Origin of the sequence: Sphingomonas sp. PP-CE-3A-406 (genome assembly GCF_003688625.1) — a bacterium.
Classification (GTDB): domain Bacteria; phylum Pseudomonadota; class Alphaproteobacteria; order Sphingomonadales; family Sphingomonadaceae; genus Sphingomonas.
In genome coordinates, this window is sequence record NZ_RCWY01000002.1 from 120,926 (window position 1) to 145,927 (window position 25,002).

A 25,002-nucleotide genomic window follows, 5' to 3' on the forward strand; every position below is an offset into this window, starting at 1 on the left:
TGTCTGAAAAGGGAAATCTCGATGTTGAATGCAGCAAGCCTGCGCGTGCGGTTGCTGGCCGGCGCCGCGCTGACCGCCGCGCTGACGATGGCGATCGCCTCGCCAGCTCTCGCGCATGCCGACCCGGCAATCGCCAAGGACGCCGCCGCGACCGCGCCTGCCGCGACGCCGACCGATCCAGCCGATCCGGCAGCTGCGCCCGCCGCCGATCCCGCCGACCAGACCGGTCTGGGCGAGATTGTCGTCACCGCGACCAAGCGCGAGACCAACCTTCAGAAGACGCCGATCGCGATCAACGTATTGAACAGCCAAGCGCTGACCGATCGTCACGTCCAGAGCCTGTACGACCTCGCCGACGGCGCCGTGCCGTCGTTGCGCGTCGCGACGTTCGAGGCGCGCCAGTCCGCGCTGACGATCGGCATCCGCGGCATCGTGCCGCTCGACGCCAACCAGCCCGCGCGCGAGCAGGGCGTCGGCATCTATATCGACGGCGTGTATCTCGGTCGCCAGCACGGCCTGAACGCCGCGCTGTTCGACGTCGACCGGATCGAGGTCCTCAAGGGCCCGCAGGGCACGCTGTTCGGTCGCAACACCGAAGGCGGCGCGCTGAGCATCGTCACCAAGGGCCCGAGCGGCAAATGGGGCGGCAGCGCGACCGCAGGCATCGCCAATTACGGCGGCTATAACGGCGCATTGCGGCTCGACCTTCCCGAAGTCTATGGCGTGTCGCTGAAGCTCGACGGCGTCGTCCAGTATCAGGGTGCGACCACCAAGAACCCGCTCGTCGGCCAGACCGGCTTCAATTATTACGATCGCCGCGGCTTCAAGGCTACCGCGCGGGTCCATCCGATCTCGGGCATGACCGCCGATTTCAGCTATGACAACGGCTACGACTCGAACAGCCCGTTCTACAGCCAGCTGCTGAACTTCAACCCGAACGCGTGCAAAGCCGGCGCGCAGGCGGCGTCCTCCGCCTGTGCCCTGCCCGGCACCAACTACGCGACGCTCACCGGCAGCGTGAAGCCGCTGCCGAGCCAGGTGGTCATCAACGGTAACAGCCGCGCGAAGGTCGCCGACATCGGCGTCCCGCAGCAGCCGAGCATCGACAAGACGCACGGCTTCACGTCGAACATCCGCTGGGATGTCGCGCCCGAAATCGAACTCCGCTCGATCACCGCATGGCGCGGCGTGAACGCGACGCAGTACGATAACAGCGGCGGCTATCACCGCGTCCCCGTCGTCGCCGCGGGCTGCACCGGCACCGCGTGCAACTTCAGCCGCTACAGCCTTGCCGATCTCCACCAGAACCAGTTCAGCCAGGAATTCCAGGCTGTCGGCACGGTCGGTCAGTTCGACTACGTCGCCGGGCTGTACTATTTTAACGAACACATCAGCGACGATGCAGCCACGCCGAACTCGCTGGCGTTCAATTCGACGCTGTCGACGATTTCTGTACTCGATCCGTGCACCGGCTCGGGCGGTTTCGGATCGCAGCCGGGTTGCCGCTCGATCGATCGCGCGTCGGAAGTCTTCTCCAAGAGCTATGCAGGCTACGGCCAGGTGACGTGGAACGCGACCGACGCGATCCACCTGACCGCCGGCGGTCGCTATACGCGCGACGAAAAGCAGGGCGTGCTGCATTATTCGCGCAACCTGAACTATGACACGGCGTCCGCGGCCCAGCTGACCGCGGCGGGCTACAAGCCGCTCGACGCCACCTGGAACCGCTTCAATCCGATGGCGACGCTCGCCTATGACGCCAGCGACTCGGTGCACCTCTATGCGAAATACGCGACCGGCTACCGTGCCGGCGGTGCCAGCTCGCGCACGTCGAACTACCAGACGTTCAATCCCGAGGACGTGAAGTCGTACGAGATCGGCGCGAAGACCGATTTCTGGAACCATCGCGCGCGCCTGAACCTTGCCGGCTACATCATGGACCGCAAGAACAGCCAGGTCGACATCAGTTCGATCCAGACGACTGCGTCGGGCAGCTTCAACAACCTCGTGACGATCAATGCGCCCGGCATCACCAAGATCCGCGGGATCGAGGCGGACCTGACCGTGCAGCCGGTCACCGGCCTGACGCTGACCGCGGGCTATGCGTACACCTACACCAAGATCCCGCCCGTCCTGATCGCGTCGACCGGCGTGTACCAGAACTTCTACATCGTGTTCACGCCGCGCAACGCCGCCAACGGCTCGATCGACTATACGATGCCGGTCGGCGACATGGACCTGAAGTTCCACCTCGATGGCAACTACTCGCAGGCGACGCAGACCTTCGATCAGTTCGCGACCAAGAACGATCCGGCGTTCATCGCCAACGCCCGCCTCGCCCTGGCGAACATCCAGGTCGGCGGCAGCAACGCGGTGACGATCTCGGCCTGGGTCCGCAACCTGTTCGACAAGCAGTATGTGTTCCGCCGCGATCCCTCGAACAGCCTGCCGGGTGCCCCGACGACGAGCACTGCCTCAGGCAGCATCAGCAACGTCCTCGGCGATTACGGCAACTTCAACGCACCGCGTACCTACGGCATGGAAGCTTCGGTCAAGTTCTGATCGGGCTTACCGCGTAGAAATGGAAACCCGGGCAGGCGCTCAGCCTGTCCGGGTTTCGTCGTTTCAGCCCTTGGGCAGAACAATGACGACGCGCAGTCCGGGGACCGCGTCTTCGAGTGCGATCGTGCCGCGATGAAGCCGGACGATCGCCTGGATCAGCGGCAGGCCGAGGCCATGACCTTCGTCGTGGCGGCTGGCGTCGAGCCGCCCGAACCGGCGTAGCGCCAGCTTGCGCTGATCCGCCGGGATACCGGGGCCGGTATCGGTCACCATGAGCATGGCGGTCCTGCCGGTGGTCGCGATGCCGATCTCGATGCGTGTGCCGGGCGGCGTATGGCGAATCGCATTCTCGATGAGGTTCACGAGCATCTGGCCGAGCAGGTGCCGATCGCCGAGGATTTCGGCCGGCCCGGCAGTATCCAGGATCAACGTCCGATCGCCATCGGCGACCACCGGCTGCATCATCGTCGCGACTTCGTCGGCCAGCGCCGCCAGATCGAGCGCTGCGAACGCCGCACGGCGATCGCCACCCTCGACCTCCGCGATCCGCAGCATCGCCGCGAACATCTCGAGCAGCTCGTCGCTCATCGCGACCGCCGCTTCGAGATCGTCGCGCTGCGCGTCCGTCTCGGCGCGACGCAACGACAGCGCCAGCTGGCTCTTCAGCCGGGCGAGCGGCGTGCGCAGGTCATGCGCGATGTCGTTGGAGACGTTGCTGATGCTCGCCATCAGCTCCGATATCCGGTCGAGCATCCGGTTGAACGCCATCGCCTGCTGCGCGAACTCGCCGCCCGACGGGTGGATCGGCACGCGGCGTGCCATGTCGCCGTCGATGATCGCCTCGACCGTCCGCCGCATCTCGCCGATCCGTCGCCGGATCGTGACGACGAAGACCAGCATGCCGGCGATCACGATCAGCACGATCGAGCCGAACCCGAGGAGATAGATCCGCACGCGCGCCGCGTTATAGTCGTCGAACGGCTCCGTTTCGGCGATCGTCGTAAGCGTCATGCCACGGCCGACATCACGCACCAACGCACGCCCCGCCGACAGACCCGCGATCTTATCCTTCACGGCAACCGTCGAGAAACCGAGCGGCAGGCGGCGCAGCTTGGCGATGTTGCCGCCCAGCCGGTGGCCATCCGTGTCGAGCAGCAGGAAGCCGATATCGCCGGTATCGCGTTCCTGCGTGGCCGCGTTGATCCGGCGGACGAGTTCCTCGGGGCTGCGATCACCGAACGTTCCGGCGACCTCGTCACTCACGGCTTCGATCCGACGATCGACCAGCCGTTCGATCGTTTGCTGCGTTACCGTATGGATCGCGAACCCGGTACCGATCGTCGCGACGAGGAACGCCAGCACGAACGCCAGCGTCAACGCGCGCAGCGACCGGAACCGCATCATCCGCGCAGCATATACCCGACGCCGCGTACCGTGAGGATCGGGTCGCTGCCCCCTGCCGCGGTCAGCTTGACGCGCAGATGGCGGACATAGACGTCGACGATGTTGGTGGTCGGCGCGAAGTCGTATCCCCAGACCCGCTCGACCAGCATCGCCCGGGTCAGCACCGCATCGGCATTGGCGACGAACTCGCTGAGCAGCTTGAACTCGAGCTTGCCGAGATCGAGCGCGATCCCGTCGCGCCACGCACGGAACTTGGTCGGACTGACGACGATATCGCCCGCTCGGATCGTGTCGGCGCTACCCCCGGTCCAGCCGCGCCCGCGGACGACTGCGGCAAGACGGGCGTTGAGTTCGGCAGCGGCGACCGGCTTTACCACGTAATCGTCGGCGCCCGCCTCGAGACCCTCGACCTTCTCGACCGAGCGCCCGAGTGCGGTGAGCATGATCACCGGCAGCGTCATGTTGCCGCCACGCAAGCGCTCAAGCACCGCCATGCCGTCGACCTTGGGCAGCATCCGATCGAGCACTACCGCGTCGAACGGCGCGCTGTCGACCGCCGCCAGCGCCTCGCGGCCATCGACCACGACCGTGACGCAATGATCGAGCCCGCGCAATTCCTCCGCCAGCGTCTGCGCGAACACCGCATCGTCCTCGACCAGCAACAGATTCAAGCTCATCGTCATCTCGCCGAAAGGTGGCGTTCGCCGTACCGCGATTCTCCCTTGAGGCAAACCACCGGCTTATTCGGGGAGCAGGAGCGTGCTCCCCCAGGTGTCGCCGCTCTCGACCGCGCGGTGCGCGTCGGCGGCATCTTCGAGCGCGAAGGTCTGGCCGATCTCGGGTGTGACCGCGCCGCTGTCGAGCATCGCGAACAGGCGCGCGATGCCGGCCTGCTTCTCCTCCGGCGTGGCGTAGTAATCGAACAGCGTCGGGCGGGTGACGAACAGCGAGCCTTTCCGCGCGAGGACGCCGATGTTGACGCCGTCGACCACCCCGCCTGCGTTGCCGTAGCTCACGATCAATCCGCGCCTGGCCGCGCTGTCGAGCGAGGCGTTCCACGTCGCACCGCCGACGCCGTCGAGCACGACGGGCACGCCCTCGCCGTCGGTGATCTCGCGAACGCGTGCGGCGATGTCCTCGGACTTGTGGAGGATGACGTGATCGGCGCCGGCCTTCCGCGTCCGCGCCGCCTTGTCCTCGCTGCCGACGCTCGCGATGACGGTCGCGCCGATCGCCTTCAGCCAGCCGACCAGGATATGGCCGACTCCGCCCGCCGCCGCGTGGACGAGCACGGTCTGGCCCGCCTGTACCTTCGCGCAACGCTCGACAAGGAACTCGGCCGTGGTACCCTTGAGCAGGATCGCCGCAGCCGTCTGATCGTCGAGCGTGTCGGGCAATTTGAACAGCTGGTTCGCGGGCACGTTGCGCTCGGTCGCATAGGCGCCGCGCGCCGGACCGAAGGTGCCGACCCGGTCACCGGGCGCGAAGTCGGTGACGCCCTCTCCGACCGCCATAACCACGCCCGCCGCTTCGCTGCCAAGACCCGAGGGCAGGTCGACCGGGTACACGCCGCTGCGGTGGTACGTGTCGATGTAGTTCAGCCCGACCGCGGTGTTGCGCATCCAGACCTCACCCTTGGCCGGTGGCGGCAGTTGGACATCGTGCCACTGAATGACCTCGGGGCCGCCGGTCTTCTCGATGAATGCCACTCTCGCCATGCCGGCCTCCTGATGCGTCTGGCGGTCACCCTACCCGAAGCGTTTCGGGTTGCAACCGATCTCCGGCGAGCCCATTCCTGCGCGAGACAAGATGCGGAGAGGCACGATGAAACGCTATTTGCAGCAGTATATCGACGGCGCGTGGGTCGAGAGCGAGGGCGGCACCGTCTATCAGGTGATCGACCCGTCGACCGAGCAGCCCTGCACCGAGATCACGCTCGGCACCGCCGCCGATGTCGACAAGGCGGTTGCCGCAGCGCGCGCCGCGTTCGAGAGCTGGAGCCAGACGAGCGTGCAGGAGCGCCTCGATGTGCTCGGCCGGATCATGACCGAATACAAGGCGCGGATGCCCGATCTCGCCAAGGCGATGTCGCAGGAGATGGGCGCCCCGATGGCGCTCGCGTCGATGGCACAGGCGCCCACCGGCCTCGCGCATTTCTCGGCGACCGCGAAGGCGCTGGCGGCGTTCGAATTCTCCGAGACGATCGGCAAGGCGACCGTCGTGCACGAACCACTCGGCGTCGTCGCGATGATCACGCCGTGGAACTGGCCGCTGAACCAGATCTGCGCGAAGGTCGCCCCTGCTCTCGCTGCGGGCGACACGATGATCCTGAAGCCGTCCGAGGAAGCCCCGTCGTGCGCGGTGATCCTGGCGGAGATCATGGATGCAGCGGGCGTACCGGCGGGGGTGTTCAACCTCGTCAACGGCGACGGTCCGGGGGTTGGCGCAGCTTTGTGCGCACATCGCGACGTCGACATGGTGAGCTTTACCGGCTCGACGCGGGCAGGCATCGCGGTCGCCTTGGCCGCAGCACCGACCGTGAAGCGCGTGCATCAGGAACTTGGCGGCAAGGCGGCCAACCTCGTGCTGGAGGGGGCCGATCTCGCCGCAGTGCTGCCGCCGACGGTGGCGGGGGTGCTCGCCAATTCGGGGCAGAGCTGCATCGCGCCGACCCGCCTGCTGGTGCATGCGAGCCAAGTCGCGGAGGCGACCGCGATCGTGAAGTCGATGATGGAGCAGACCAAGGTCGGCGATCCTGCCGAGATGGGCCAGCACATCGGACCGGTCGTGAACAAGGCGCAGTTCGACAAGATACAGGGGCTGATCCAGTCGGCGATCGACGAAGGTGCGACGCTGGTGACCGGCGGCATCGGGCGGCCGGACGGGCGCAACGCGGGGTATTACATCCAGCCGACGCTGTTCACCGACGTGCGCCCGGACATGCGGATCGCGCAGGAGGAGACGTTCGGCCCGGTCGCTACGATCACGTCGTACAGCGATCAGGACGAGGGCATCCGCATCGCCAACGCGACCGAATACGGGCTGTCTGCGACGATCTCGGGCGATCCGGCGGCGGCGGCGAAGGTCGCACCGAAGTTGCGCGCGGGGCTGGTCACGATCAACTCGTGGAGCCCCGACATCGGCGCACCGTTCGGCGGCTACAAGCAGTCGGGGAATGGTCGCGAGAACGGGCGCTATGGGCTGACCGACTTCATGGAGGTGAAGACGATCACTGGACTGCCGGGTGACGTGCGCGAAGGGAAGCCGGCCGAGGCGGGGGCCTGAACCTCTAACTCCCTCTCCCAATGGGAGAGGGAGTTAGTCGAGGTTGGGGCGAAGCCAGCGTTCGGCAGTCTTCAAGTCCGCGCCGCGGCGTGCAGCGTAGTCCTCGAGTTGGTCGCGCCCCACGCGGGCGACGCCGAAATACTCGGCCTGTGGGTGGCCGAAATAGAAGCCCGAGACGGCCGCGGTCGGGAACATCGCGAAGCTCTCGGTCAGTTCCAGCCCGGTCGCGGTCGGCGCGTCGAGCAGGTCGAACAGGATCGGCTTGAGGCTGTGGTCCGGGCACGCGGGATACCCCGGCGCCGGGCGGATGCCGCGATACTGCTCCTTGATCATCGCTTCGTTGGTGAGTTGCTCGTCGGGCGCATAGCCCCAGAGATCGGTGCGAACATGCTTGTGCAGCCGCTCGGCGAAGGCTTCGGCGAAGCGGTCGGCGAGCGCCTTCAGCAGGATATCGTTGTAGTCGTCATTGTCCGCCTTGAAGCGCGCGATGTGCTCGTCGATCCCGTGGATGCCGACCGCGAAACCGCCGAACCAGTCGTCCTGCGTGTCGACGAAATCGGCGAGACACATGTTGGCGCGGCCCTCGCGCTTGGCGATCTGCTGGCGCAGCATGGGGAGACGTACGTCCTTCTGCTCCCTCTCCCCTCCGGGGAGAGGGTCGGGGTGAGGGGCTGCTCCGGGCGCCACACTGCTTGGCTGCCCCTCACCCCAGCCCTCTCCCCGGAGGGGAGAGGGAGCGAGGACGACAACGTCATCCCCCTCGCGCCGCGCTGGCCACAGCCCCGCAACACCGCGCGGGGTCAGCCATTTCTCCGCGACGATCGTGTCGAGCATCGCCTGCGCATCCGCATACAGCGAACTCGCGCTCTCACCGACCACTTCATCCGTCAGGATCGCCGGGAAATTCCCCGCCAGTTCCCACGCGCGGAAGAACGGCGTCCAGTCGATATAGTCGCGCAGGTCGGACAGGTCCCAGTCCGCGAACACGTGCACGCCAGGCTTCGCCGGTGCAGGCGGCTTCATCGCGAAGTCCGCCACGAACCCGCGCGCGCGCGCAGTCTCCAGCGGCAAAAGCTCGCTCTGCCCCTTGTTCGCCCGCGAGATCCGTACCGCCTCGTATTCGTCCGCGGTCTTGGTCACGAACTCGTCGCGGATCGTGTCCGACACCAAGGTTGACGCAACGCCCACCGCCCGGCTGGCATCGAGCACATGCACCACCGGGCCGTCATACGCCGGCGCGATCCTGAGCGCGGTATGCACCTTCGACGTCGTCGCGCCGCCGATCAGCAGCGGCATCGTCATCCCCGCGCGCTTCATCTCCTCGGCGACCGTCACCATCTCGTCGAGCGACGGCGTGATCAGCCCGCTGAGCCCGATCATGTCCGCATCGTTCTCGTTCGCAGACTCGAGGATCTTCGACCACGGCACCATCACGCCGAGATCGACCACGTCGAAGCCGTTGCACTGGAGCACCACGCCGACGATGTTCTTGCCGATATCGTGCACGTCGCCCTTGACGGTCGCCATGATGATCTTGCCCTTGCCGCGCGCGCCGGGCTCCTTGGCCGCCTCGATATATGGCAGCAGATGCGCGACCGCCTTCTTCATCACGCGTGCCGATTTCACGACCTGCGGCAGGAACATCTTGCCGCTGCCGAACAGGTCGCCGACGACGTTCATGCCGTCCATCAGCGGGCCTTCGATGACCTCGATCGGGCGGCCACCATTGCCCGCGATGATCAGCCGCGCCTCTTCGGTATCCTCGACGACGTGGAGGTCGATGCCCTTGACCAGCGCATATTCGAGCCGCTTGTTGACGCCGAGCGAGCGCCATTCCGCCGCCGCCTTCTCGGCCACCACATCGGTGCCGCGATAGCGTTCGGCGAGCGCGACCAGCCGGTCGCCCGCCTCGGGATCGGTGTTGAGCACGACGTCCTCGACCGCCTGACGCAGTTCGGGATCGATGTCGTCGTAGATGTCGAGCTGGCCGGCGTTGACGATCGCCATGTCCATGCCCGCGGGGATCGCGTAATACAGGAACACGCTGTGCATCGCGCGGCGCACGGGTTCGTTGCCGCGAAACGAAAAGCTGAAGTTCGAGAGCCCGCCCGAGATGTGGCAATGCGGGCAGCGTGCCTTGATCTCCTTGCACGCCTCGATGAAGTCGACGCCGTAGTTGTTGTGCTCCTCGATCCCCGTCGCAACCGCGAACACGTTGGGATCGAAGATGATGTCTTCAGGAGGAAAGCCGATCCCGACGAGCAGCTTGTACGCGCGCTCGCAGATCTCGACCTTGCGCTCCTTGGTATCCGCCTGCCCGACCTCGTCGAACGCCATCACGACGACGGCCGCACCGTACGCCATGCATTTGCGCGCCTGCGCCAGGAACTGTTCCTCGCCCTCCTTCATGCTGATCGAATTGACGATCGGCTTGCCGCTGACGCACTTCAGCCCCGCTTCGATCACGCTCCATTTCGAGCTGTCGACCATGAACGGGATGCGCGCGATGTCCGGCTCGGCGGCGATCAGTTTGAGGAACGTCGTCATCGCGTGATGCGCGTCGAGCAGCCCCTCGTCCATATTGACGTCGAGCACCTGCGCGCCGCTCTCGACCTGTTGCCGCGCGACCTCGACCGCGGCGGGATAGTCGCCGGCCATGATCAGCTTCTTGAAGCGCGCCGAGCCGGTGACGTTGGTGCGCTCGCCGATGTTGACGAATGAGGTGGAGGAGGAGGTGGTGGTCATGTTCTGCTTTCCTCCCCTCCCGCTTGCGGGAGGGGTCGGGGGAGGGACGTGCCGCAAGCGAGGTGGTCGGGTTGGGCCAGCCCCTCCCCTAACCCCTCCCGCAAGCGGGAGGGGAACTAAGCCGCCATCGTGAACGGTTCGAGGCCGGCGAGCTTGGTCCGCACCTCCGGCCGAGCAACCGCGCGCGGTTCGAGCCCGCGCACGCCGTCGGCCATCGCCTTGATATGCGCCGGGGTCGACCCGCAGCAGCCGCCGAGCACGTTGACCTGCTTGGCCACCGCCCACTCGCCAACCAGCCCCGCCGTCGTCTCGGGCTGCTCGTCATACTCGCCGAGTTCGTTCGGGAGCCCGGCGTTCGGATACACCATAATCAGCGTATCGGCGATCGCCGACAGCGTCTTCACGTGCGGCCGCAGCTGCTCCGCGCCGAACGAGCAGTTCAGCCCGATCGTGATCGGCTTGGCATGCCGCACCGCATGCCAGAACGCCTCGACCGTATGCCCCGACAGGTTGCGCCCCGAGAGATCGGTCAACGTCATCGACATCATGATCGGCACGTCGCGCCCGAGCGCGTCGCCCGCCTCGATCGCCGCCATGATCCCGGCCTTGGCATTGAGCGTGTCGAACACCGTCTCGATCAGGATGAAGTCGACGCCGACCCCCTCGCCGCCTTCGAGCAGCGCGTCGATCTGCTCGCGGTACACGCCCTTGAGATAATCGAAGTCGATCTCGCGATAGCCGGGATCGTTGACGTCGGGCGAAAGCGACAGCGTCTTGTTGGTCGGCCCGATCGCACCCGCCACGAAGCGCGGACGGCCGTCCTTCGCCTCGTATTCGGTGGCGAGCGCGCGTGCGATCCGCGCGGACTCGACGTTGATCTCGCGCACCAGATGCTCGGCGCCGTAGTCCGCCTGCGAGATCACGTTCGCGCTGAACGTGTTGGTCGAGACGATGTCCGACCCCGCCTCGAGATATTCGCGCGTGATCGTCTCGGGGACGTCCGGCTTTGTGATCGCCAGGATGTCGTTGTTGCCCTTCTGGTCGTGCGACAAGCCGAGCGACCCTGCGTAAGCCGCCTCGTCGAGCTTCCAGTTCTGGATCTCGGTACCGAAGGCGCCGTCGGTGATCAGGATGCGCTTGGCGGCTTCCGCGTTGAAACGTTCACGTGGTGTCATCGTCGATCTCCTCCCCTCCCGCTGGCGGGAGGGGTCGGGGGAGGGAAGTGCCGCAAACGAGACGGTCGGGTTGGGCCAGCCCCTCCCCTAACCCCTCCCGCAGACGGGAGGGGAATTACGCCGCGGCGACCTTGTCGACCGGCTTCGCGCGCACACCGAGCATGTGGCAGATCGCGTAGGCCAGTTCCGCGCGGTTGAGCGTGTAGAAGTGGAAATCCTTCACCCCGCCCGCGTACAGCCGCCGGCACATCTCGGCCGCGATCGTCGCCGCCACGAGTTGCCGTGCCGAGGGGTGATCGTCGAGCCCTTCGAACAGCCGATCCATCCACGCCGGGATCTCCGCACCACACAGCCCTGCGAATTTCCGCGTCTGCGCGACGTTCGACACCGGCAATATCCCCGGCAGGATCTGCGCGGTGATCCCGGCGGCAGCTACCCGGTCGCGAAACCGGAAATACGCTTCGGGCGAGAAGAAGAACTGCGTGATCGCACGGGTCGCACCGGCATCGATCTTGCGCTTCAGATTGTCGATGTCGGCGTCATGCCCGCCCGATTCCGGATGGCATTCGGGATACGCCGCGACCGAGATCTCGAACGGATGCAGCTTCCGCAGACCGGCAACCAGCGCCGTAGCGTTCTCATACCCGCCCGGATGCGGCTGATAAGGCTGGCCGAGCGTCGGCATGTCGCCACGCAGCGCGACGATGTGGCGCACGCCCGCCGCCCAATATTCCTCGGCGACCTGGTCGATCTCGGCCTTGGTCGCCTCGACGCAAGTCAGATGCGCAGCGGCGTTCATCGATGTCTCGCGCTGGATCCGCGCTACCGTCGCATGCGTCCGCTCGCGCGTGGACCCGCCCGCGCCATACGTCACAGACACAAAATCCGGGCCGAGCGGCTCCAGGGTGCGGATCGCCTCCCAGAGCTGCGTCTCCATCTTCTCGCTCTTCGGCGGGAAGAATTCGAAGCTCAGACCGACATCACCCGCAAGATCCGCGAACAGCGGTTCTTCGAGCGCGCGGCGCGCTTCGGCCAGTTGGGGGATCGAAATGTTCGTCATGCCGCCTTCACCTCACGCAAGCTCGCGCCAATCTTCCGACCGAGCCATAATTTCACCGTCAACTCGCCGCCCTCGAGCGTCTCCACGCGCGCGGTCTGTAAGCCCGCCGCCTCGAACCACGCCGCCATCTGCTCGTCCGCGAACCCGAGCCGCGTATGCGCATCGCGCACCCGCAACTCTTCACGGTCGTGGCTGGCGAAGTCGGCGATCAGCAATCGCCCGCCCGGCACGAGTACCCGCGCGGCCTCGCTCACCGCAGCCCCTGGCTGCTGCGCGAAGTGCAACACATGATGCAGAATCGCGACGTCCGCCGCGGCATCCGCCATCGGCAGCGCGTACAGATCCGCCTGGCGAAGTTCGGCGTGCGTCATATCGTGCAGTTTCGCACGCGCCAGACGCAGCATCTCCGAACTGCGATCGATCCCGAGCGCGACCGTCGCGCGTCCGCCGAACAGTTCGAGCATCCGCCCCGTGCCCGTACCGATGTCGATCAGCGTGCCGACCGGCGCATCGCCGAGCACGGTTGCCATCGCCGCCTCGACCTCGCTGTCGGCGACGTGCAGCGAGCGGATCGCGTCCCACTCGTCGGCATGCCCCTCGAACCACGCCGCCGCGCTCGCCGCCCGGTCCGCGCGCACTGCCGCGAGCCGCGCTGCGTCAGCCACCGCCCAGTGATCCGGCTCGGCCTTCGCCCAGACATCGAGTGCGCCCGCAACCGGCTCGACCACGTCCGGAGACCCGAGCGCGACGAACACCCAACTGCCTTCTTTACGACGCTCGGCAAGCCCGGCATCGCACAGGATCTTCACGTGCCGCGAGACGCGCGGCTGGCTCTGCCCGAGGACCTGCGCGAGCTCGCCGACCGACAGCTCCATCCGCCGCAACAGCGCGAGGATCCGCAACCGGGTCGCGTCCGCCAAAGCACGGAAGATTTCGAGCGCCATCGTCATGCCAAGACATATAAAGAATTCTTTATATGAGGTCAACGCAGGCGTGCGCGTCTTCGACATTGGCCATATAGGCCCGCGACTTATCGCATCGCGACCGATCGTGACGGATCGGAAACGCTTTATCCGCGTTCGATGGCGCTATGGGCTGGGCATTACCCGGTCCACAAGACGACATCCACGGGAGTAGATACCTATGAAGAAGTTCCTGATCCCCGCCCTCGCCATGACCGCCGGCCTCGCAGCTTGCAGCAACAACGCGCAGGACCAGACCGCACAGGCCGCCAACGCGATCGCCGCCGATGCCAGCGCGACCACCGCCAATGCCGTCGACGACGTCAGCGCTGCCAGCGATCGCGCGCTGGGCTCGGCCGAGCGTTCGCTCGACAACGCCGGTGCCAAGATCGACGACTCGACCGATCACCTCGACGCCAAGGCCGACCGCGCCGGTGACCGGATCGAAGCTGGCGCAGACCGTGCGGGTGCTGCGATCAGCAACGGTGCGGACCGCGCCGCCGACGCCACCGGCAACGCGCTGACCCGCGCGGGCAAAGCGATCAAGGACTAAGCCTTGCCAAGGCGCCCCCACTTCTCCGTCACCCCGGCTAACGCTGGGGGCTTCCGGTCAGGGTCACGACGACCTTCGTGGAAGGAAACCAGCGTTCGCTGGCATGGCGGTATGATGGTGGGGGCGCTTTTCGCTATCTCGGCGCTCGCGGCGTGTTCGCCCGCGAGCGAACCCGGCGCGGTCACCGCCGACGAAGCACACCAGTTGAACGAAGCCGCCGCGATGCTCGATGCGAACAGCGTCGACCTGAACGCGGTCGCCGCCGCTCCTGAAGATACTGAACTCCCCTCGAATCAAAGCGATCAGCCCCGATGACCCTCCGCCGCCTCGGCTCGACCGATCTGAAGATCGCCCCGCTCGTCCTCGGCGGCAACGTGTTCGGCTGGACCGCCGACCGCGCCGCCAGCTTCGCCGTGCTCGACGCGTTCGTCGCGGGCGGCGGCACGATGATCGACACCGCCGACATCTATTCGGCTTGGGTCGACGGCCATCAGGGCGGCGAATCCGAAAGCATGATCGGCGAATGGCTGAAGGCCAGCGGCAAGCGCGACGACGTGCTGATCGCGACCAAGGTCGGTATGCTCCCCGGTGAAGGCGGCGAGAAGCTTGCCCCCGCGCGCATCGCCGCCGCTGCCGAAACCTCGCTCAAGCGCCTCGGTACCGATCGCATCGACCTGTATTACGCGCACCAGGACGACGATTCGCAGACGCAGGAGGCTGTCCTCGAAGCGTTCGGCAAGTTGGTCGATGCGGGGAAAGTCCGCGTGATCGGCGCATCGAACTTCCACGCCGCCCGCCTGAAGTCTGCGGTCGAGGCGGCCAAGACGTCGGACTTGCCGCGCTATCACGTGCTCCAGCCCGAATATAACCTGGTCAGCCGCACGAAGTTTGAGGGCGAATTGCAGGATTACTGCGTCACCGAGAACATCGGCGTGCTGCCCTATTACGGGCTCGCCTCGGGCTTCCTCACCGGCAAGTACCGGACGAAGGACGACCTGAGCCAGAGCGTTCGCGGCGGTCGGATGGGCGAATTGCTCGAAGGTACCGGCAAGGCTGTCCTCGAGGCGATGGACTCGGTGGTCGAAGCTACCGGCGCGACCCACGCACAGGTCGCGCTGGCGTGGCTGATCGCGCAGCCGGGCGTCACCGCGCCGATTGCGAGCGCCACCAGCGTGAAGCAGATCGAAGACCTGCTGCCTGCGATGACGCTGGAACTGTCGAAGGACCAGTTGGACGCGCTGATGGTCGCTGGCGCCTGACCCTTAATCCTCCCCCGCCAGGGGGAGGTGTCGCCGAAGGTGACGGAGGGGGAGGAAAAGGGAACAGCGGTTTCGCCTTCCTCCCCCTCCGTCAGGCAAGCGCCTGCCACCTCCCCCTTGCGGGTGAGGATCGTTTAGTCGCCCGCAAACGTCAGCGCGGACGTCTTTCGTTCCCGCTCGTTGATCAGCAGCGCCCGCCCGGCCGGTGCGGCAGACCGTTGCGGGCAATCGTTGCGGAAACAGGCGCGACAGCCGAGCCCGATCGGCATCGCCCTCCCCGCCAGATCGAAGCCGCTCGCCACCGCCAGCACACCCGCCTGCGCCGCCGCGACGCCGAGCCCGATCGCGAACTCGGCATGTACCGCGCCGAAGCGGCTACCCTGCGGCGTCACGGTGCGTGCCATCGTCAGCCAGCGCGCGCCATCCTCCAGTTCGACGAGCTGGACCATCAGGCTGCCCGGTCGGTCGAACGCATGATGTAGTCGCCACAGCGGACAGCGCCCGTCCGCCTCGACCAGCGCCGCACCGCTGGCGCCGGGATAGCGCTTCGACGCCTGCCCCGCCCTATCGATACGGATCATGAAGAAGGGCAAGCCGCGCGCGCCGACGCGCTGCAACGTCGTCAGCCGGTGCGCGACCTGTTCGAAGCCCGCGCCGAACCGGCGTTGCAGCAGTTCGATGTCGTACCCCGTCGTCTCGCATCCACGGAGGAACCGGGCGTAGGGCATCATCAGCGCGGCGGCGAAATAGCCGAGGAGGTGGCGGCGATAGAGCCGTTCCGCCGCGCGATCGGTGAACCCGGCGCCCTTCGCCAGCGCATCGATCTCCGCCTTCGCCTCGATCTGGCCGAGCTGGAACGCGACCGCGAACGTGCGCGAGGCCGGGTCGAGCATCTCGCTCAACTGCAACTGGCGCGCGTGCAGATCGAGGCGGCGGAGCGTGTCGGGGAGCACGTCGGCGGGCAGCACCCGGATCGTCAGGCCGTGCTTGGCACGCAGCCGCTCGGCGATCGCGCCGTAAAGATCACCCGCACCGAGCCGCAATTCGTCGGCCAACGCTTCGGCCGCGGCGTCGAGATCGGCGAAATGATTACGCCAACGCTCGATCTCGCGACGGACGAGCGTGACCGGATCGTCGCCCGCCTCTACCACTGCGCCGCCGCCGATTCGATCGAACACGCGTGCGAACGCCGCCGCACCGCCGGGGGCGCTGGCAAGCCATTCCTCGACTTCGTTGCGGTCGATCTCGAGGTCGGCGAACATCGGGTCGGCCAGCCGCCGCCGGATCGCATCCGCACCGCCGCCCGGTTCACCCGCCGCGAGCGACCGCGGATCGAAGTCGAAGCTCTCGGCGAGCTTGATCAGCAGCGTCGCGGAGATCGGCCTCTGGTTGCGCTCGACGAGGTTGAGATAGCTCGGGCTGATCGCGAGCATTTCGGCCATCGCCGCCTGAGTCAGCCCCGCCCCGCGCCGCAGGCGACGGATCGCATGCCCCGCCAGCAATTTCCGTTCCGCCATCGCAAACCCTCCTGTCACGATGTTTACAGAACGACACGTGTTCTACAAGCTGAACGGACACCACGACGTTGCGGCGGCGCGGGACCGTCTTCCAACTTGCCGACCTCGAATGCTATTGCCTGTGCATCGCCTCTCTCGGCACATGATGCGTGTAAAGAGAGAGACAAGACGATCATCGAAGGAGGCAAGCCATGCAGACGACTACCGAACAACCCCGCGCCCGCGCCGTCTTCTCGACCAACGATTTCGCGCTGATGAAGGAAGTCCTCGGCGAGATGATCAGCAAGACGTCGATCGACGACGAGCGGCTGACGCGGATGAGCGCGCTGTACCACCGCCTCGGCCGGCTCGGCTAAACCGCTTCACACAGTTTCCTGGGGAGGAAAGGATCCCGCCGGTGGCTCGTCCATCGGTGGGTATTCCTGTTTAGAAGGACGGTGCGCTCCCGAAGCCCGTCATCCTGACGAAAGTCAGGATCCAGGGTAACGGGCGCTGGAGCTTGTGGCTCTGGATCCTGACTTTCGTCAGGATGACGGAGTGGGGATGCCGGGTACGTCCGCCTACCAGGGCACTGTCAATCTCACGCGTGACTACGCAACCCGTTGCGAACGCCGCTCTTTCCAACCCCGCGCCCTCGTGTAGGACGGCGGCATGGCCAAGACACTGACCGCTCGCATCAAGGACGACATCGTCCTCTACGGCGCCCTCGCCGCCAATCTCGGGATCGGCGTGGCGAAATTCGTCGCGGCCGGAATGACCGGATCGTCGTCGATGCTGACCGAGGGCTTCCACTCGGTGGTCGACAGCGGCAACCAGGTGCTGCTGCTCTACGGTCAGAAAAAGGCCAAGCGCCCGGCGGACGAAGCGCACCCGTTCGGCTATGGCCGCGAGCTGTATTTTTGGGCGTTCGTGGTCGCGATCCTGATCTTTGCGATCGGCGCGGGGGTGTCGATCTTCGAAGGCTGGCGGCATATCCGGCAGCCCGAACCGCTTACCAGCCCGACCATAAACTACGTCGTCCTCGCAATCTCGTTCGCGCTCGAGGGCAGCAGCTGGACGATCGCGGTGCGGGAGTTCTCGAAGTCGAAGGGCGACATGGGCTGGTGGCAGGCGATCCACCGGTCGAAGGACCCCGCGGGTTTCATCGTGCTGTTCGAGGATTCCGCGGCGCTCGCCGGTCTCGTCATCGCCGGGATCGGTATCTGGGCGAGCCAAGCGTTCAACGATCCGCGGATCGACGGCGCCGCCTCGATCGCGATCGGCCTGATCCTCGCGCTGGTCGCGGTGTTGCTCGCGCGCGAATCGAAGGGTCTGCTGATCGGCGAGCGCGCCGACCCGGCGGTGATCGCGACGATCCGCAAGATCGTCGCCGCCCATCCCGCGATCGTCTCGGTCAATCACGTCCGCACGATCCACACCGCGCCCGAGAGCATCTTCGCCGCGATCAGCGCGGACTTCGACGATTCGGTGACGATGGGCGACGGCGAGACGCTGATCGAGGTAATCGAAACCGAGCTGCGCGCTGCCGTCCCGACGCTCTCCTCGATCTATATCCGGCCTGAAAAGCGCGAGAACGCGACACTCGCGCCGGTATCGGCCGCCACCCAAAATCCTGCCTGAACTGCGACGCGTCGCTAACGGAGGTCAGACCGAACCACGGGGCCGGCGGCCGCGCGCTAGCCGGCGGGCACCAGTTCGACGACGTCGAGCACCGATTCAAACCGGGGATAGGGCAGCACCACGCGCCAGCGCTGCGTCCCGATCCGTTCGATCAACCCGGCCATGTCGCGATTGGCGTCGCGACCATAGCGCATCGGTCGTTTTTCATCGCCGAGCTCCATCGTCCCGAGAAAGACGGCGCGAAAATCGGTGTCGGCGAATACCGTGCCGACCGGGCGTTGCGATCCGTCGAGCTTGACGAGGCTGACCACGCTCTCGCCATCGTCGCCATCGTCATCGCCGGCGCCGGCGCCGAACCGGCAGGCGAACCAGCCTGATCGCGTAAAGGTCGGACCGATCCCCGCGCGCGCGCCGAGCTTGTAGGTCCGGCACCGATACGCGCCCGAGGGTGGCAACGGGTCGACCAGCGAACGATCGGGATCGAACAGGACGGGATCGCTCGTCACTTCGCGGGGATCGACCTGCGCGAGCGCGTTGACCCATGCTTCGCGCCAGCTCCGCAGCCGCGCGCGGTCCGCAATGGTGGCGACTCGGCGCCAGTCGAGGCTCGTGCGGGACGGATAGGCCCCCGCCGTTCCGACGCCGATACCAGTCGATCCGCAAACCGCGATCATCACGCACGAGGCAGTTCCGAACCAAGTCCGCATCGTCTGGTGTCCCCACGGCTTGACCGAGGCTACCCGCGCATCCCCTTGAACGGCAATGATTTTTCGAACGCCCCCGCGACTAAAGTTCACGCCGCGGTCCAGCCGCCATCCATCGACAGGTTCGCGCCGGTGATCGCCTTGGCTTCGTCGCGGCACAGGAACAGCGCGAACGCCGCGACCTGTTCGGGGGTGACGAATTCCTTGGTCGGCTGTGCGGCGAGCAGGACATCGTTCATCACCTGGTCGCGCGTCAGGCCCCGTGCCGCCATCGTGTCGGGGATTTGGTTCTCGACCAGCGGCGTCCAGACATAGCCCGGCGAGATGCAGTTGACGGTGATGCCGTCGGTCGCGGTCTCCAGCGCGATCGTCTTGGTGAGCCCGGCGATCGCATGCTTGGCCATGACGTAGGCGGACTTGTTCGGGCTCGCGACCAGCGAGTGCGCGGACGCGGTGGAGATGATCCGCCCCCAGCCCTTCGCGCGCATCAACGGGACCGCGGCGCGCATCATGTGCCACGCCGAGGACAGGTTGATCGCGATGATCGCGTCGAACTTGTCGATCGGAAAATCGGCGATCCCCGCGACATGCTGGATGCCGGCATTGTTGACGACGATGTCGACGCTGCCGGTTTCCGCCGCAGCACGCGCGACCATCGCGGCGATCTCGTCGGGCCTGGTCATGTCCGCCGCATCGTAGAGCGCCTGGGCACCGCTGGTCTGCGCCAACGCGGCGCGCTCGCGCTCGATCGTATCCGCATCGCTGAAGCCGTTGAGAACGATCGCGGCGCCCTCGGCGGCAAACGCCTTGGCGTAGGCGAGCCCGATACCCGAGGTCGATCCGGTGATCACCGCGGTCTTGCCCTTCAGGAACATACGCACTCCTCGCTTCTCGCGTTCGGCCGATACGATGGCCGTGCAACCCTAGCGCCACCTTGCGCATTTCGTTCCCAAGCAGAAACGAAAAGGGGCATATTCATGCGGCTCGACGATTACGATCCGAACATCAACGTCGAGGACCAGCGCGGCTCGGGCGGCGGCGGTGGCGGTTTTGGCGGCGGTGGCGGCGGCCTGTTGATGGGGCTGTTGCCGATGATCGGCAGCCGCTTCGGCTGCGGCGGGATCGTCGTTGTGCTGATCCTGATGGCGGTGTTCGGCGGCATGGGCGGGCTTGGCGGCCTGCTCGGCGGCGGGCAGTCGTCGGCGCCCACCACCCAGAGCGGACCGCGGGCCGGCACCAGCACGGCGTCCAGCTGCAATTTGACTCCCGAGAGCAAGGCGGCGTGCAACGCGTTCAGTTCGGCCGACAACACCTGGGAGGCGATCTTCCAGAAAAACGGCCAGAAATTCGAAGCGCCCAAGCTCGTCTTCTATTCGGGTAACGGTCGCTCGGGTTGCGGCGCGGCGCAGTCGGCGATGGGGCCCTTCTATTGCCCGACCGACCAGGGCATCTACCTCGACACAAGCTTCTTTTCCGAACTCGCCAACCGCTTCAAGGCGCAGGGCGACTTCGCACAGGATTACGTGATCGCGCACGAATTCGGTCACCACATCCAGAAGCTGCTCGGCACCAACGCACAGGTCCAGCAGGCGCAGCGCCAGGCGAGCGAAACCGAAGGCAATGCGCTGTCGGTCCGGCTCGAGCTTCAGGCGGACTGCTATGCCGGCGTATGGGCGGCGGCGAACAAGTCGCGGCTCGAGGCGGGCGATATCCAGGAGGGCATGACCGCGGCGCAGGCGATCGGCGACGACACGCTGCAGAAGGAGACGCAGGGTCGCGTAGTCCCCGACAGCTTCACGCACGGGACGTCGGCACAGCGCCAGTCGTGGCTGAAGCGCGGGCTCGACAGCGGCGATCCGCAGCAGTGCGATACGTTCTCGGGCGCGATCTGACGCAGGATTGGTCCGCCCCACTCCCGTTCCCCCGCGAAAGCGGGGGTCCAGGAGCCACCAACGCCGTCCTGCTTGACCCTGGACTCCCGCCTTCGCGGGAGAACAAAGCGCGGGGCGGCAGCCGCGAATCAGCCGACCATCACGCCCTTCCAGAACGCATACCGGTCCTTGATCTCCGCCGCCGCCGACTTCGGGTCGGGATAATACCAGACCGCATCGACGTTGCGCTTCCCGTCGACGACCAGCGTCTTGTAGCTCGCCACGCCCTTCCACGGGCAGTTCGAGTGCGTCGCGCTGTCCTCCAGCAAGGCCGGATCGACGCTGTCCGCGGGAAAATAATGATTGCCCTCGACGACGACGGTATCGTCCGATCGTGCGATTTCGTGGCCATTCCATGTAGCGACAGGCATTCTCGTCTCCTTCATGCGCGCCCCAGCCCCGCCCCCTCATACGCCTCGGGCTTGAACCCGACCAGCAGCGTCTCGCCGGTGTCGAGCACCGGGCGCCTGATCATCGACGGCTGCGCCAGCATCAGAGCCGTCGCCTTTATCGCGTCCAGATCCGCCCGGTCAGCTTCGGCTAGCTTGCGAAACGTCGTCCCCGCACGGTTGAGCAAAACCTCCCAACCGACCCGGTCGATCCAGTCGTGCAGATGCGCAGCGTCGATCCCGGCCGTCTTGTAGTCGTGAAACGCATAAGGAACTTGGTGCTCGTCGAGCCAGGTCCGCGCCTTCTTGATCGTGTCGCAGTTCTTGATCCCGAACATCGTGATCGTCAAAATCGTCTCCTGTGTCATCGCGCCCGATTTTACTCGGCCTTGCCCGCGTAGATCGCCCGCGCGTCGCGCTTGAATGCGGCGCCGCTGTCCTCGCGGCTGTAGAACATGTGCCCGCCCGGATAGACGTTGAGCTTCAGGCGCTCGGTGGCGCCGAAGCTCGGCATCTGGTCGACGATCAGCCGCGAGGCGAAGAACGGGCAGGACAGGTCATCCCAGCCGTGGACGATCATCACCGCCATCTTGGGATCGTTCGCGATCGCTTTCCGCAGGTCGGTGACGGGCGTGTCGTCGGGCTTGCCGCGATCCCACGCCGCATTCACCTCGTAGGACAGCGCATGATAGCGCGCGTCGGTCTTCCAGCCGACGACGCGGGTGACGAAGTCGACCATCGCGCTGGTCGTCGGCGCGATCAGCGCGTCCAGGATCGGATCGTTCGACTGGCGCTGCGCGGACCAGGGAAACGGATCGAACGCGGTGACGTTCGAATCGTAGACGCTGCCGATCGTCCCGTCGGCACGGTGGATCTCGCGGAGGAACGTCGCGGAATCGACACGGCCGCCCATCTTCTGCACCAGCGCGGGATCGAGCCCCGTCAGCCGGCTGACATTGGTGACGAGCCGCGAGACCGCCTGCGGATCGGTGCGTCCGCGCAACAGATCGGTCGCGAAGGCGCCGCGCGTGTACGCCTCGACATCGACCATCGCTGCGGGGGTCAGTTGATGCTGTTGCTCGAGATGCGCCGCCGCCATGGACGGCAGGTCGATCATCCACGGCAACGGCGAGAGCGCGGTCGCGCCGTCGCCCGAGGCGGGATCGAGGTACGGCGAGACCATGACGATCCCGTTGACCCCGACGCCGATCTGCGACTGGAGCTCGTAGGCGATCCGCGGCGCGCGGTAGCCGCCATAACTTTCGCCCATGACGTATTTCGGCGAGCGCAGACGCCCGGCTTTCAAGAGCCAATCGTAGACGACCTTCGACAGGTATTTGATGTCGGGATCGTTGGCGTAGAACGCCTTCTTGGTCTTTTCCTCGTCGACTAGGCTGCGGCTGAAGCCAGTGCCGACCGGATCGATGAAGACGAGGTCGGTAAAGTCGAGCCAGCTATTCGGATTGTCGGTCGTGATCGGTGCGTCGGACGGCGCATTGCCCTGCGCGCCGAACTGGACGCGCTTGGGTCCGACCGCGCCGAGGTTGAGGTAGACCGACGACGCGCCCGGCCCGCCGTTGAAGGCGAACGTCACCGGGCGGTTGGCGGCTCCACCGGTCGCGACATAGGACGTGTAGACGACCTGGCCGATCTCCTTGCCCTTGTCGTCGCGCACCGAGATCGTGCCGATGGTGGCGTCGTACGCAATCGACCGGCCGCCGATAGACGCCGACTGGCGCACCGTCTTGTCGGCGGGGAGCGGCGGGAACTTCACCTCGTCGTCGACCTTCTTCTCGACGGTCGAGGTCTCCTTCTTGTCCTGCGCCGCAATCGGCGCGGCGAGCAGGCTGGTTGCGGCCAGCGCGATGGCGAGGCGCGCGATCACTTCGCCGCCCCGCCGCCAGCAGCGATCCAGGCGTCGATCTTGCGTTCGAGCACCGGCATCGGCAGCGATCCGGTATCGAGCACCTGCGCGTGGAAATCGCGCGGATCGAACTTCACGCCGAGCGCAGCCTGCGCCTTCGCCTTGGTCCGCGCGATCGTCAGCTGGCCGATCTTGTAGGCTAGCGCCTGGCCCGGAATAGCGATGTAGCGCTCGACCTCGGCAGTCGCATCGGTCCGCGCCATCGGTGAGTTGGCGAGCATGTACGCGATCGCCTGGTCACGCGTCCAACCCTTGGCATGGATGCCGCTGTCGACCACCAGCCGCATCGCGCGCAGCATCTCGTCGTTCAGCCCGCCCATTCGCTGATACGGATCGGTCTCCATGCCGAGCTCCTTCCACAGGCTCTCGGCATAGAGCGCCCAGCCCTCGACATACGCGGTGTTGCCGCCGAACCGCATGAAGGCGGGGAGCGCGGTGTTCTCCTGCGCGAGGCTAATCTGGAAATGATGGCCCGGCACGCCCTCGTGGAGGAACAACGTCTCCATCTCCCACATGTAGCGCGAGGGAAGGTCGTAGCTGTTGTAGTAGAACACGCCCGGTCGCGATCCGTCCGGCGTACCGCCTTCATACGAGCCGCCCGCCGCGGTCTTCTCCTTGAATGCCGGAACCGGTCGGATTTCGAGCGCGGTCTTCGGCGTCAGCGAGAATTGCTCGGGAATCCGCTGATAGATACGCTTCTCGATCGCCTGATAGCCGTCGCGAAGCTGCGCGACCGAACTCGGCTGGAACTGCTTGTCGGTACGCAGAAAGGTGAAGAACGCGGGCAGATCGCCCTTGAAGCCGACTGCCTGCTTCTGCGCCTCCATGCCCTTCAGGATCCGCGCGACCTCGGACAGGCCGAGCTGGTGGACCTGCTCGGCGGTCATCGGCAACGTCGTGCGCTGCTGGATCAAATAGGCGTAATAGGCGTCGCCGCCGGGCAGTGCGGACAGCCCGACCGTATCGCGCGCGACCGGCAGATAGGTCTTGGCGAGGAAGTCGCGCATCCGCTGGTGCGCGGGCGTGATGACGTCGCGGATCTGCTTCGCATAGGCCGCCCTCAAACGGGTCTGGTCGGCGGCAGAGATCGTCGCGGGGAATGTCTTTACCGGGCCGTAGAAGGTCGAGCCCTCGACGCCTTCCGCAATAAGGTTGTCGAACTCCTGGATCATGTTGGTCACGACCAGCTTGGGCTGGACGATCCTGTCCTTCATGCCCTGGCGGAACAGCTTGATCGCGCGATCCAGCACCGCGGCATATTGCGCGTTGCGCTTCAGGTTGTTCTCATAGTCCGCGAGCGTCTTGAATGGCGCCGCGCCCTTGCCCGACGCGAAGTCCGGATAGAAGGTCTGGAAGCCGCCGAAATGGTCGATCGGCAGGTCGCGCTGGACCTTCAAAATCGCAGGCGCGTAGCCGGCGAGATCGGTCTCGTTGCGCGTCTTGAACACATCATAGGCGATCTGGTCGGTCGGCGTCAGCTTGGTCCGGTCGATCGCCTTCAACGCGGCGAGATCATGCTCAATCGCCTCACGTTCGCCGGCGAGATACGCATCGGTCAGATACTCGCCGAGCCGGTCCGCATAGCGCAGATCGCCGCGGAAGATCGCATCGACCGGGTTGCGCTTCAGGCTCGCTTCGTCGCTGTCGTAGAACAGCCGCTTGAGCCGCGCATCGTCCGCGCTCTCGCCGAGTTGCGCGGTCGGCGGCGGCAGCGCCTGCGCCGTGGCCGTGGCCGTCGACGTCGACGTCGCGGCGGCGACGGTCAGCGTGGTGGACAACAAGGCGGCAATCACCAGTTTAACGGACAAAGGCGTTCCTTCGAATACGACGGCACGGGGGTAGGATGCGACGGGTGTCGCCGCAAGCGCCTGCGAACAGCCGGGGCCTTCGGGATCGGAATCTCCCGTATCCC

22 protein-coding genes are annotated in these 25,002 nt (G+C 66.1%); 8 read left to right on the plus strand and 14 right to left on the minus strand.

Annotation, left to right across the window (positions count from 1 at the left end):
* The first annotated feature begins 21 nt into the window (after positions 1-21).
* Positions 22-2,562 carry a TonB-dependent receptor gene (locus C8J44_RS07010; RefSeq protein ID WP_121903969.1) on the plus strand — a complete coding sequence of 847 codons (2,541 nt, stop codon included), beginning with the start codon at positions 22-24 and terminating at the stop codon, positions 2,560-2,562.
* 63 nt (positions 2,563-2,625) lie between these two features.
* Here the strand turns inward: C8J44_RS07010 and C8J44_RS07015 are convergent, their stop codons facing one another.
* The 3 genes from C8J44_RS07015 to C8J44_RS07025 form a co-directional block, all read right to left on the minus strand.
* Positions 2,626-3,966, minus strand: a complete 1,341-nt coding sequence (locus tag C8J44_RS07015) for a HAMP domain-containing sensor histidine kinase (protein ID WP_310886159.1) — start codon at positions 3,964-3,966, stop codon at positions 2,626-2,628.
* Positions 3,963-4,643, minus strand: coding sequence for a response regulator transcription factor (locus C8J44_RS07020; RefSeq protein ID WP_183128734.1), 681 nt, complete (start codon positions 4,641-4,643; stop codon positions 3,963-3,965). Before C8J44_RS07020 ends, C8J44_RS07015 begins: the two co-directional genes overlap by 4 nt.
* 63 nt (positions 4,644-4,706) lie before the next feature.
* Positions 4,707-5,684: a quinone oxidoreductase gene (locus C8J44_RS07025; RefSeq protein ID WP_121903970.1), complete on the minus strand. Its 978-nt coding sequence runs from the start codon at positions 5,682-5,684 to the stop codon at positions 4,707-4,709.
* A 106-nt stretch (positions 5,685-5,790) separates the two neighbouring features.
* Between C8J44_RS07025 and C8J44_RS07030 the strand changes: the two genes are divergently transcribed.
* Complete coding sequence (locus C8J44_RS07030; protein WP_121903971.1) at positions 5,791-7,251, plus strand: aldehyde dehydrogenase family protein; 1,461 nt, start codon at positions 5,791-5,793, stop codon at positions 7,249-7,251.
* Positions 7,252-7,284: 33 nt separating this feature from the next.
* Here C8J44_RS07030 and metH read toward each other — a convergent pair whose 3' ends face one another.
* The 4 genes from metH to C8J44_RS07050 form a co-directional block, all read right to left on the minus strand.
* On the minus strand, positions 7,285-9,996 hold the full coding sequence (gene metH / locus C8J44_RS07035) for a methionine synthase (protein WP_121903972.1): 2,712 nt from the start codon (positions 9,994-9,996) through the stop codon (positions 7,285-7,287).
* Positions 9,997-10,112: 116 nt separating this feature from the next.
* A complete protein-coding gene (locus C8J44_RS07040) occupies positions 10,113-11,171 on the minus strand; it encodes a homocysteine S-methyltransferase family protein (RefSeq protein ID WP_121903973.1) in 1,059 nt (352 codons plus the stop codon).
* Positions 11,172-11,286: 115 nt separating this feature from the next.
* Positions 11,287-12,231, minus strand: a complete 945-nt coding sequence (gene metF, locus C8J44_RS07045) for a methylenetetrahydrofolate reductase (RefSeq protein WP_121903974.1) — start codon at positions 12,229-12,231, stop codon at positions 11,287-11,289.
* On the minus strand, positions 12,228-13,181 hold the full coding sequence (locus C8J44_RS07050) for a metalloregulator ArsR/SmtB family transcription factor (RefSeq protein WP_121903975.1): 954 nt from the start codon (positions 13,179-13,181) through the stop codon (positions 12,228-12,230). Before C8J44_RS07050 ends, metF begins: the two co-directional genes overlap by 4 nt.
* Before the next feature lie 193 nt (positions 13,182-13,374).
* Between C8J44_RS07050 and C8J44_RS07055 the strand changes: the two genes are divergently transcribed.
* The 3 genes from C8J44_RS07055 (at position 13,375) to C8J44_RS07065 (ending at position 15,005) form a co-directional block, all read left to right on the plus strand.
* The gene (locus C8J44_RS07055; RefSeq protein ID WP_121903976.1) at positions 13,375-13,746 is read left to right on the plus strand and encodes a hypothetical protein; all 372 of its coding nucleotides are present in this window, start codon (positions 13,375-13,377) and stop codon (positions 13,744-13,746) included.
* A 114-nt stretch (positions 13,747-13,860) separates the two neighbouring features.
* Entirely contained in the window at positions 13,861-14,061 is a 201-nt protein-coding gene (locus tag C8J44_RS07060) for a hypothetical protein (protein ID WP_259466756.1), read from the plus strand.
* Entirely contained in the window at positions 14,058-15,005 is a 948-nt protein-coding gene (locus C8J44_RS07065) for an aldo/keto reductase (RefSeq protein ID WP_121903978.1), read from the plus strand. The genes C8J44_RS07060 and C8J44_RS07065 overlap by 4 nt, the downstream gene beginning before the upstream one ends.
* A gap of 134 nt (positions 15,006-15,139) precedes the next feature.
* On the opposite strand, the gene C8J44_RS07070 is transcribed toward C8J44_RS07065, so the two are convergent.
* Entirely contained in the window at positions 15,140-16,522 is a 1,383-nt protein-coding gene (locus tag C8J44_RS07070; RefSeq protein WP_121903979.1) for a short-chain fatty acyl-CoA regulator family protein, read from the minus strand.
* 191 nt (positions 16,523-16,713) lie between these two features.
* On the opposite strand from C8J44_RS07070, the gene C8J44_RS18415 reads away from it, so the two are divergent.
* Both C8J44_RS18415 and C8J44_RS07075 read left to right on the plus strand, forming a co-directional pair.
* Positions 16,714-16,878, plus strand: a complete 165-nt coding sequence (locus C8J44_RS18415; protein WP_164913371.1) for a hypothetical protein — start codon at positions 16,714-16,716, stop codon at positions 16,876-16,878.
* 295 nt (positions 16,879-17,173) lie between these two features.
* Positions 17,174-18,142, plus strand: coding sequence for a cation diffusion facilitator family transporter (locus tag C8J44_RS07075; protein WP_121903980.1), 969 nt, complete (start codon positions 17,174-17,176; stop codon positions 18,140-18,142).
* A gap of 56 nt (positions 18,143-18,198) precedes the next feature.
* Here the strand turns inward: C8J44_RS07075 and C8J44_RS07080 are convergent, their stop codons facing one another.
* Entirely contained in the window at positions 18,199-18,849 is a 651-nt protein-coding gene (locus tag C8J44_RS07080; RefSeq protein WP_121903981.1) for a DUF4893 domain-containing protein, read from the minus strand.
* 86 nt (positions 18,850-18,935) lie between these two features.
* Entirely contained in the window at positions 18,936-19,721 is a 786-nt protein-coding gene (locus C8J44_RS07085; RefSeq protein ID WP_121903982.1) for a 3-hydroxybutyrate dehydrogenase, read from the minus strand.
* 102 nt (positions 19,722-19,823) lie between these two features.
* Between C8J44_RS07085 and C8J44_RS07090 the strand changes: the two genes are divergently transcribed.
* Positions 19,824-20,738, plus strand: a complete 915-nt coding sequence (locus C8J44_RS07090; RefSeq protein ID WP_121903983.1) for a neutral zinc metallopeptidase — start codon at positions 19,824-19,826, stop codon at positions 20,736-20,738.
* A gap of 128 nt (positions 20,739-20,866) precedes the next feature.
* Here C8J44_RS07090 and C8J44_RS07095 read toward each other — a convergent pair whose 3' ends face one another.
* Genes C8J44_RS07095 through C8J44_RS07110 form a run of 4 tightly spaced genes read right to left on the minus strand, consistent with a single transcriptional unit; the run spans position 20,867 to position 24,868 of the window.
* The gene (locus tag C8J44_RS07095; RefSeq protein WP_121903984.1) at positions 20,867-21,148 is read right to left on the minus strand and encodes a DUF427 domain-containing protein; all 282 of its coding nucleotides are present in this window, start codon (positions 21,146-21,148) and stop codon (positions 20,867-20,869) included.
* 11 nt (positions 21,149-21,159) lie between these two features.
* A complete protein-coding gene (locus tag C8J44_RS07100; RefSeq protein WP_121904623.1) occupies positions 21,160-21,516 on the minus strand; it encodes an ArsC family reductase in 357 nt (118 codons plus the stop codon).
* Between the two features lie 29 nt (positions 21,517-21,545).
* The gene (locus C8J44_RS07105) at positions 21,546-23,051 is read right to left on the minus strand and encodes a S10 family peptidase (protein WP_259466757.1); all 1,506 of its coding nucleotides are present in this window, start codon (positions 23,049-23,051) and stop codon (positions 21,546-21,548) included.
* Positions 23,048-24,868, minus strand: coding sequence for a DUF885 domain-containing protein (locus C8J44_RS07110; RefSeq protein ID WP_404969203.1), 1,821 nt, complete (start codon positions 24,866-24,868; stop codon positions 23,048-23,050). Before C8J44_RS07110 ends, C8J44_RS07105 begins: the two co-directional genes overlap by 4 nt.
* Between the last annotated feature and the right edge of the window lie 134 nt (positions 24,869-25,002).

Bases quoted from the DNA above. Each gene is read 5' to 3' on its own strand.
- C8J44_RS18415 (WP_164913371.1), top strand. From the start codon at position 16,714: ATGCAGACGACTACCGAACAACCCCGCGCCCGCGCCGTCTTCTCGACC.
- metF (WP_121903974.1), bottom strand. From the start codon at position 12,231: ATGACGAACATTTCGATCCCCCAACTGGCCGAAGCGCGCCGCGCGCTC.
- C8J44_RS07065 (WP_121903978.1), top strand. From the start codon at position 14,058: ATGACCCTCCGCCGCCTCGGCTCGACCGATCTGAAGATCGCCCCGCTC.
- C8J44_RS07055 (WP_121903976.1), top strand. From the start codon at position 13,375: ATGAAGAAGTTCCTGATCCCCGCCCTCGCCATGACCGCCGGCCTCGCA.
- C8J44_RS07020 (WP_183128734.1), bottom strand. From the start codon at position 4,643: ATGAGCTTGAATCTGTTGCTGGTCGAGGACGATGCGGTGTTCGCGCAG.
- C8J44_RS07060 (WP_259466756.1), top strand. From the start codon at position 13,861: ATGGTGGGGGCGCTTTTCGCTATCTCGGCGCTCGCGGCGTGTTCGCCC.
- C8J44_RS07090 (WP_121903983.1), top strand. From the start codon at position 19,824: ATGCGGCTCGACGATTACGATCCGAACATCAACGTCGAGGACCAGCGC.
- C8J44_RS07080 (WP_121903981.1), bottom strand. From the start codon at position 18,849: ATGCGGACTTGGTTCGGAACTGCCTCGTGCGTGATGATCGCGGTTTGC.
- C8J44_RS07015 (WP_310886159.1), bottom strand. From the start codon at position 3,966: ATGATGCGGTTCCGGTCGCTGCGCGCGTTGACGCTGGCGTTCGTGCTG.
- C8J44_RS07025 (WP_121903970.1), bottom strand. From the start codon at position 5,684: ATGGCGAGAGTGGCATTCATCGAGAAGACCGGCGGCCCCGAGGTCATT.
- C8J44_RS07075 (WP_121903980.1), top strand. From the start codon at position 17,174: ATGGCCAAGACACTGACCGCTCGCATCAAGGACGACATCGTCCTCTAC.
- C8J44_RS07040 (WP_121903973.1), bottom strand. From the start codon at position 11,171: ATGACACCACGTGAACGTTTCAACGCGGAAGCCGCCAAGCGCATCCTG.
- C8J44_RS07050 (WP_121903975.1), bottom strand. From the start codon at position 13,181: ATGACGATGGCGCTCGAAATCTTCCGTGCTTTGGCGGACGCGACCCGG.
- C8J44_RS07095 (WP_121903984.1), bottom strand. From the start codon at position 21,148: ATGCCTGTCGCTACATGGAATGGCCACGAAATCGCACGATCGGACGAT.
- metH (WP_121903972.1), bottom strand. From the start codon at position 9,996: ATGACCACCACCTCCTCCTCCACCTCATTCGTCAACATCGGCGAGCGC.
- C8J44_RS07010 (WP_121903969.1), top strand. From the start codon at position 22: ATGTTGAATGCAGCAAGCCTGCGCGTGCGGTTGCTGGCCGGCGCCGCG.
- C8J44_RS07030 (WP_121903971.1), top strand. From the start codon at position 5,791: ATGAAACGCTATTTGCAGCAGTATATCGACGGCGCGTGGGTCGAGAGC.
- C8J44_RS07085 (WP_121903982.1), bottom strand. From the start codon at position 19,721: ATGTTCCTGAAGGGCAAGACCGCGGTGATCACCGGATCGACCTCGGGT.
- C8J44_RS07070 (WP_121903979.1), bottom strand. From the start codon at position 16,522: ATGGCGGAACGGAAATTGCTGGCGGGGCATGCGATCCGTCGCCTGCGG.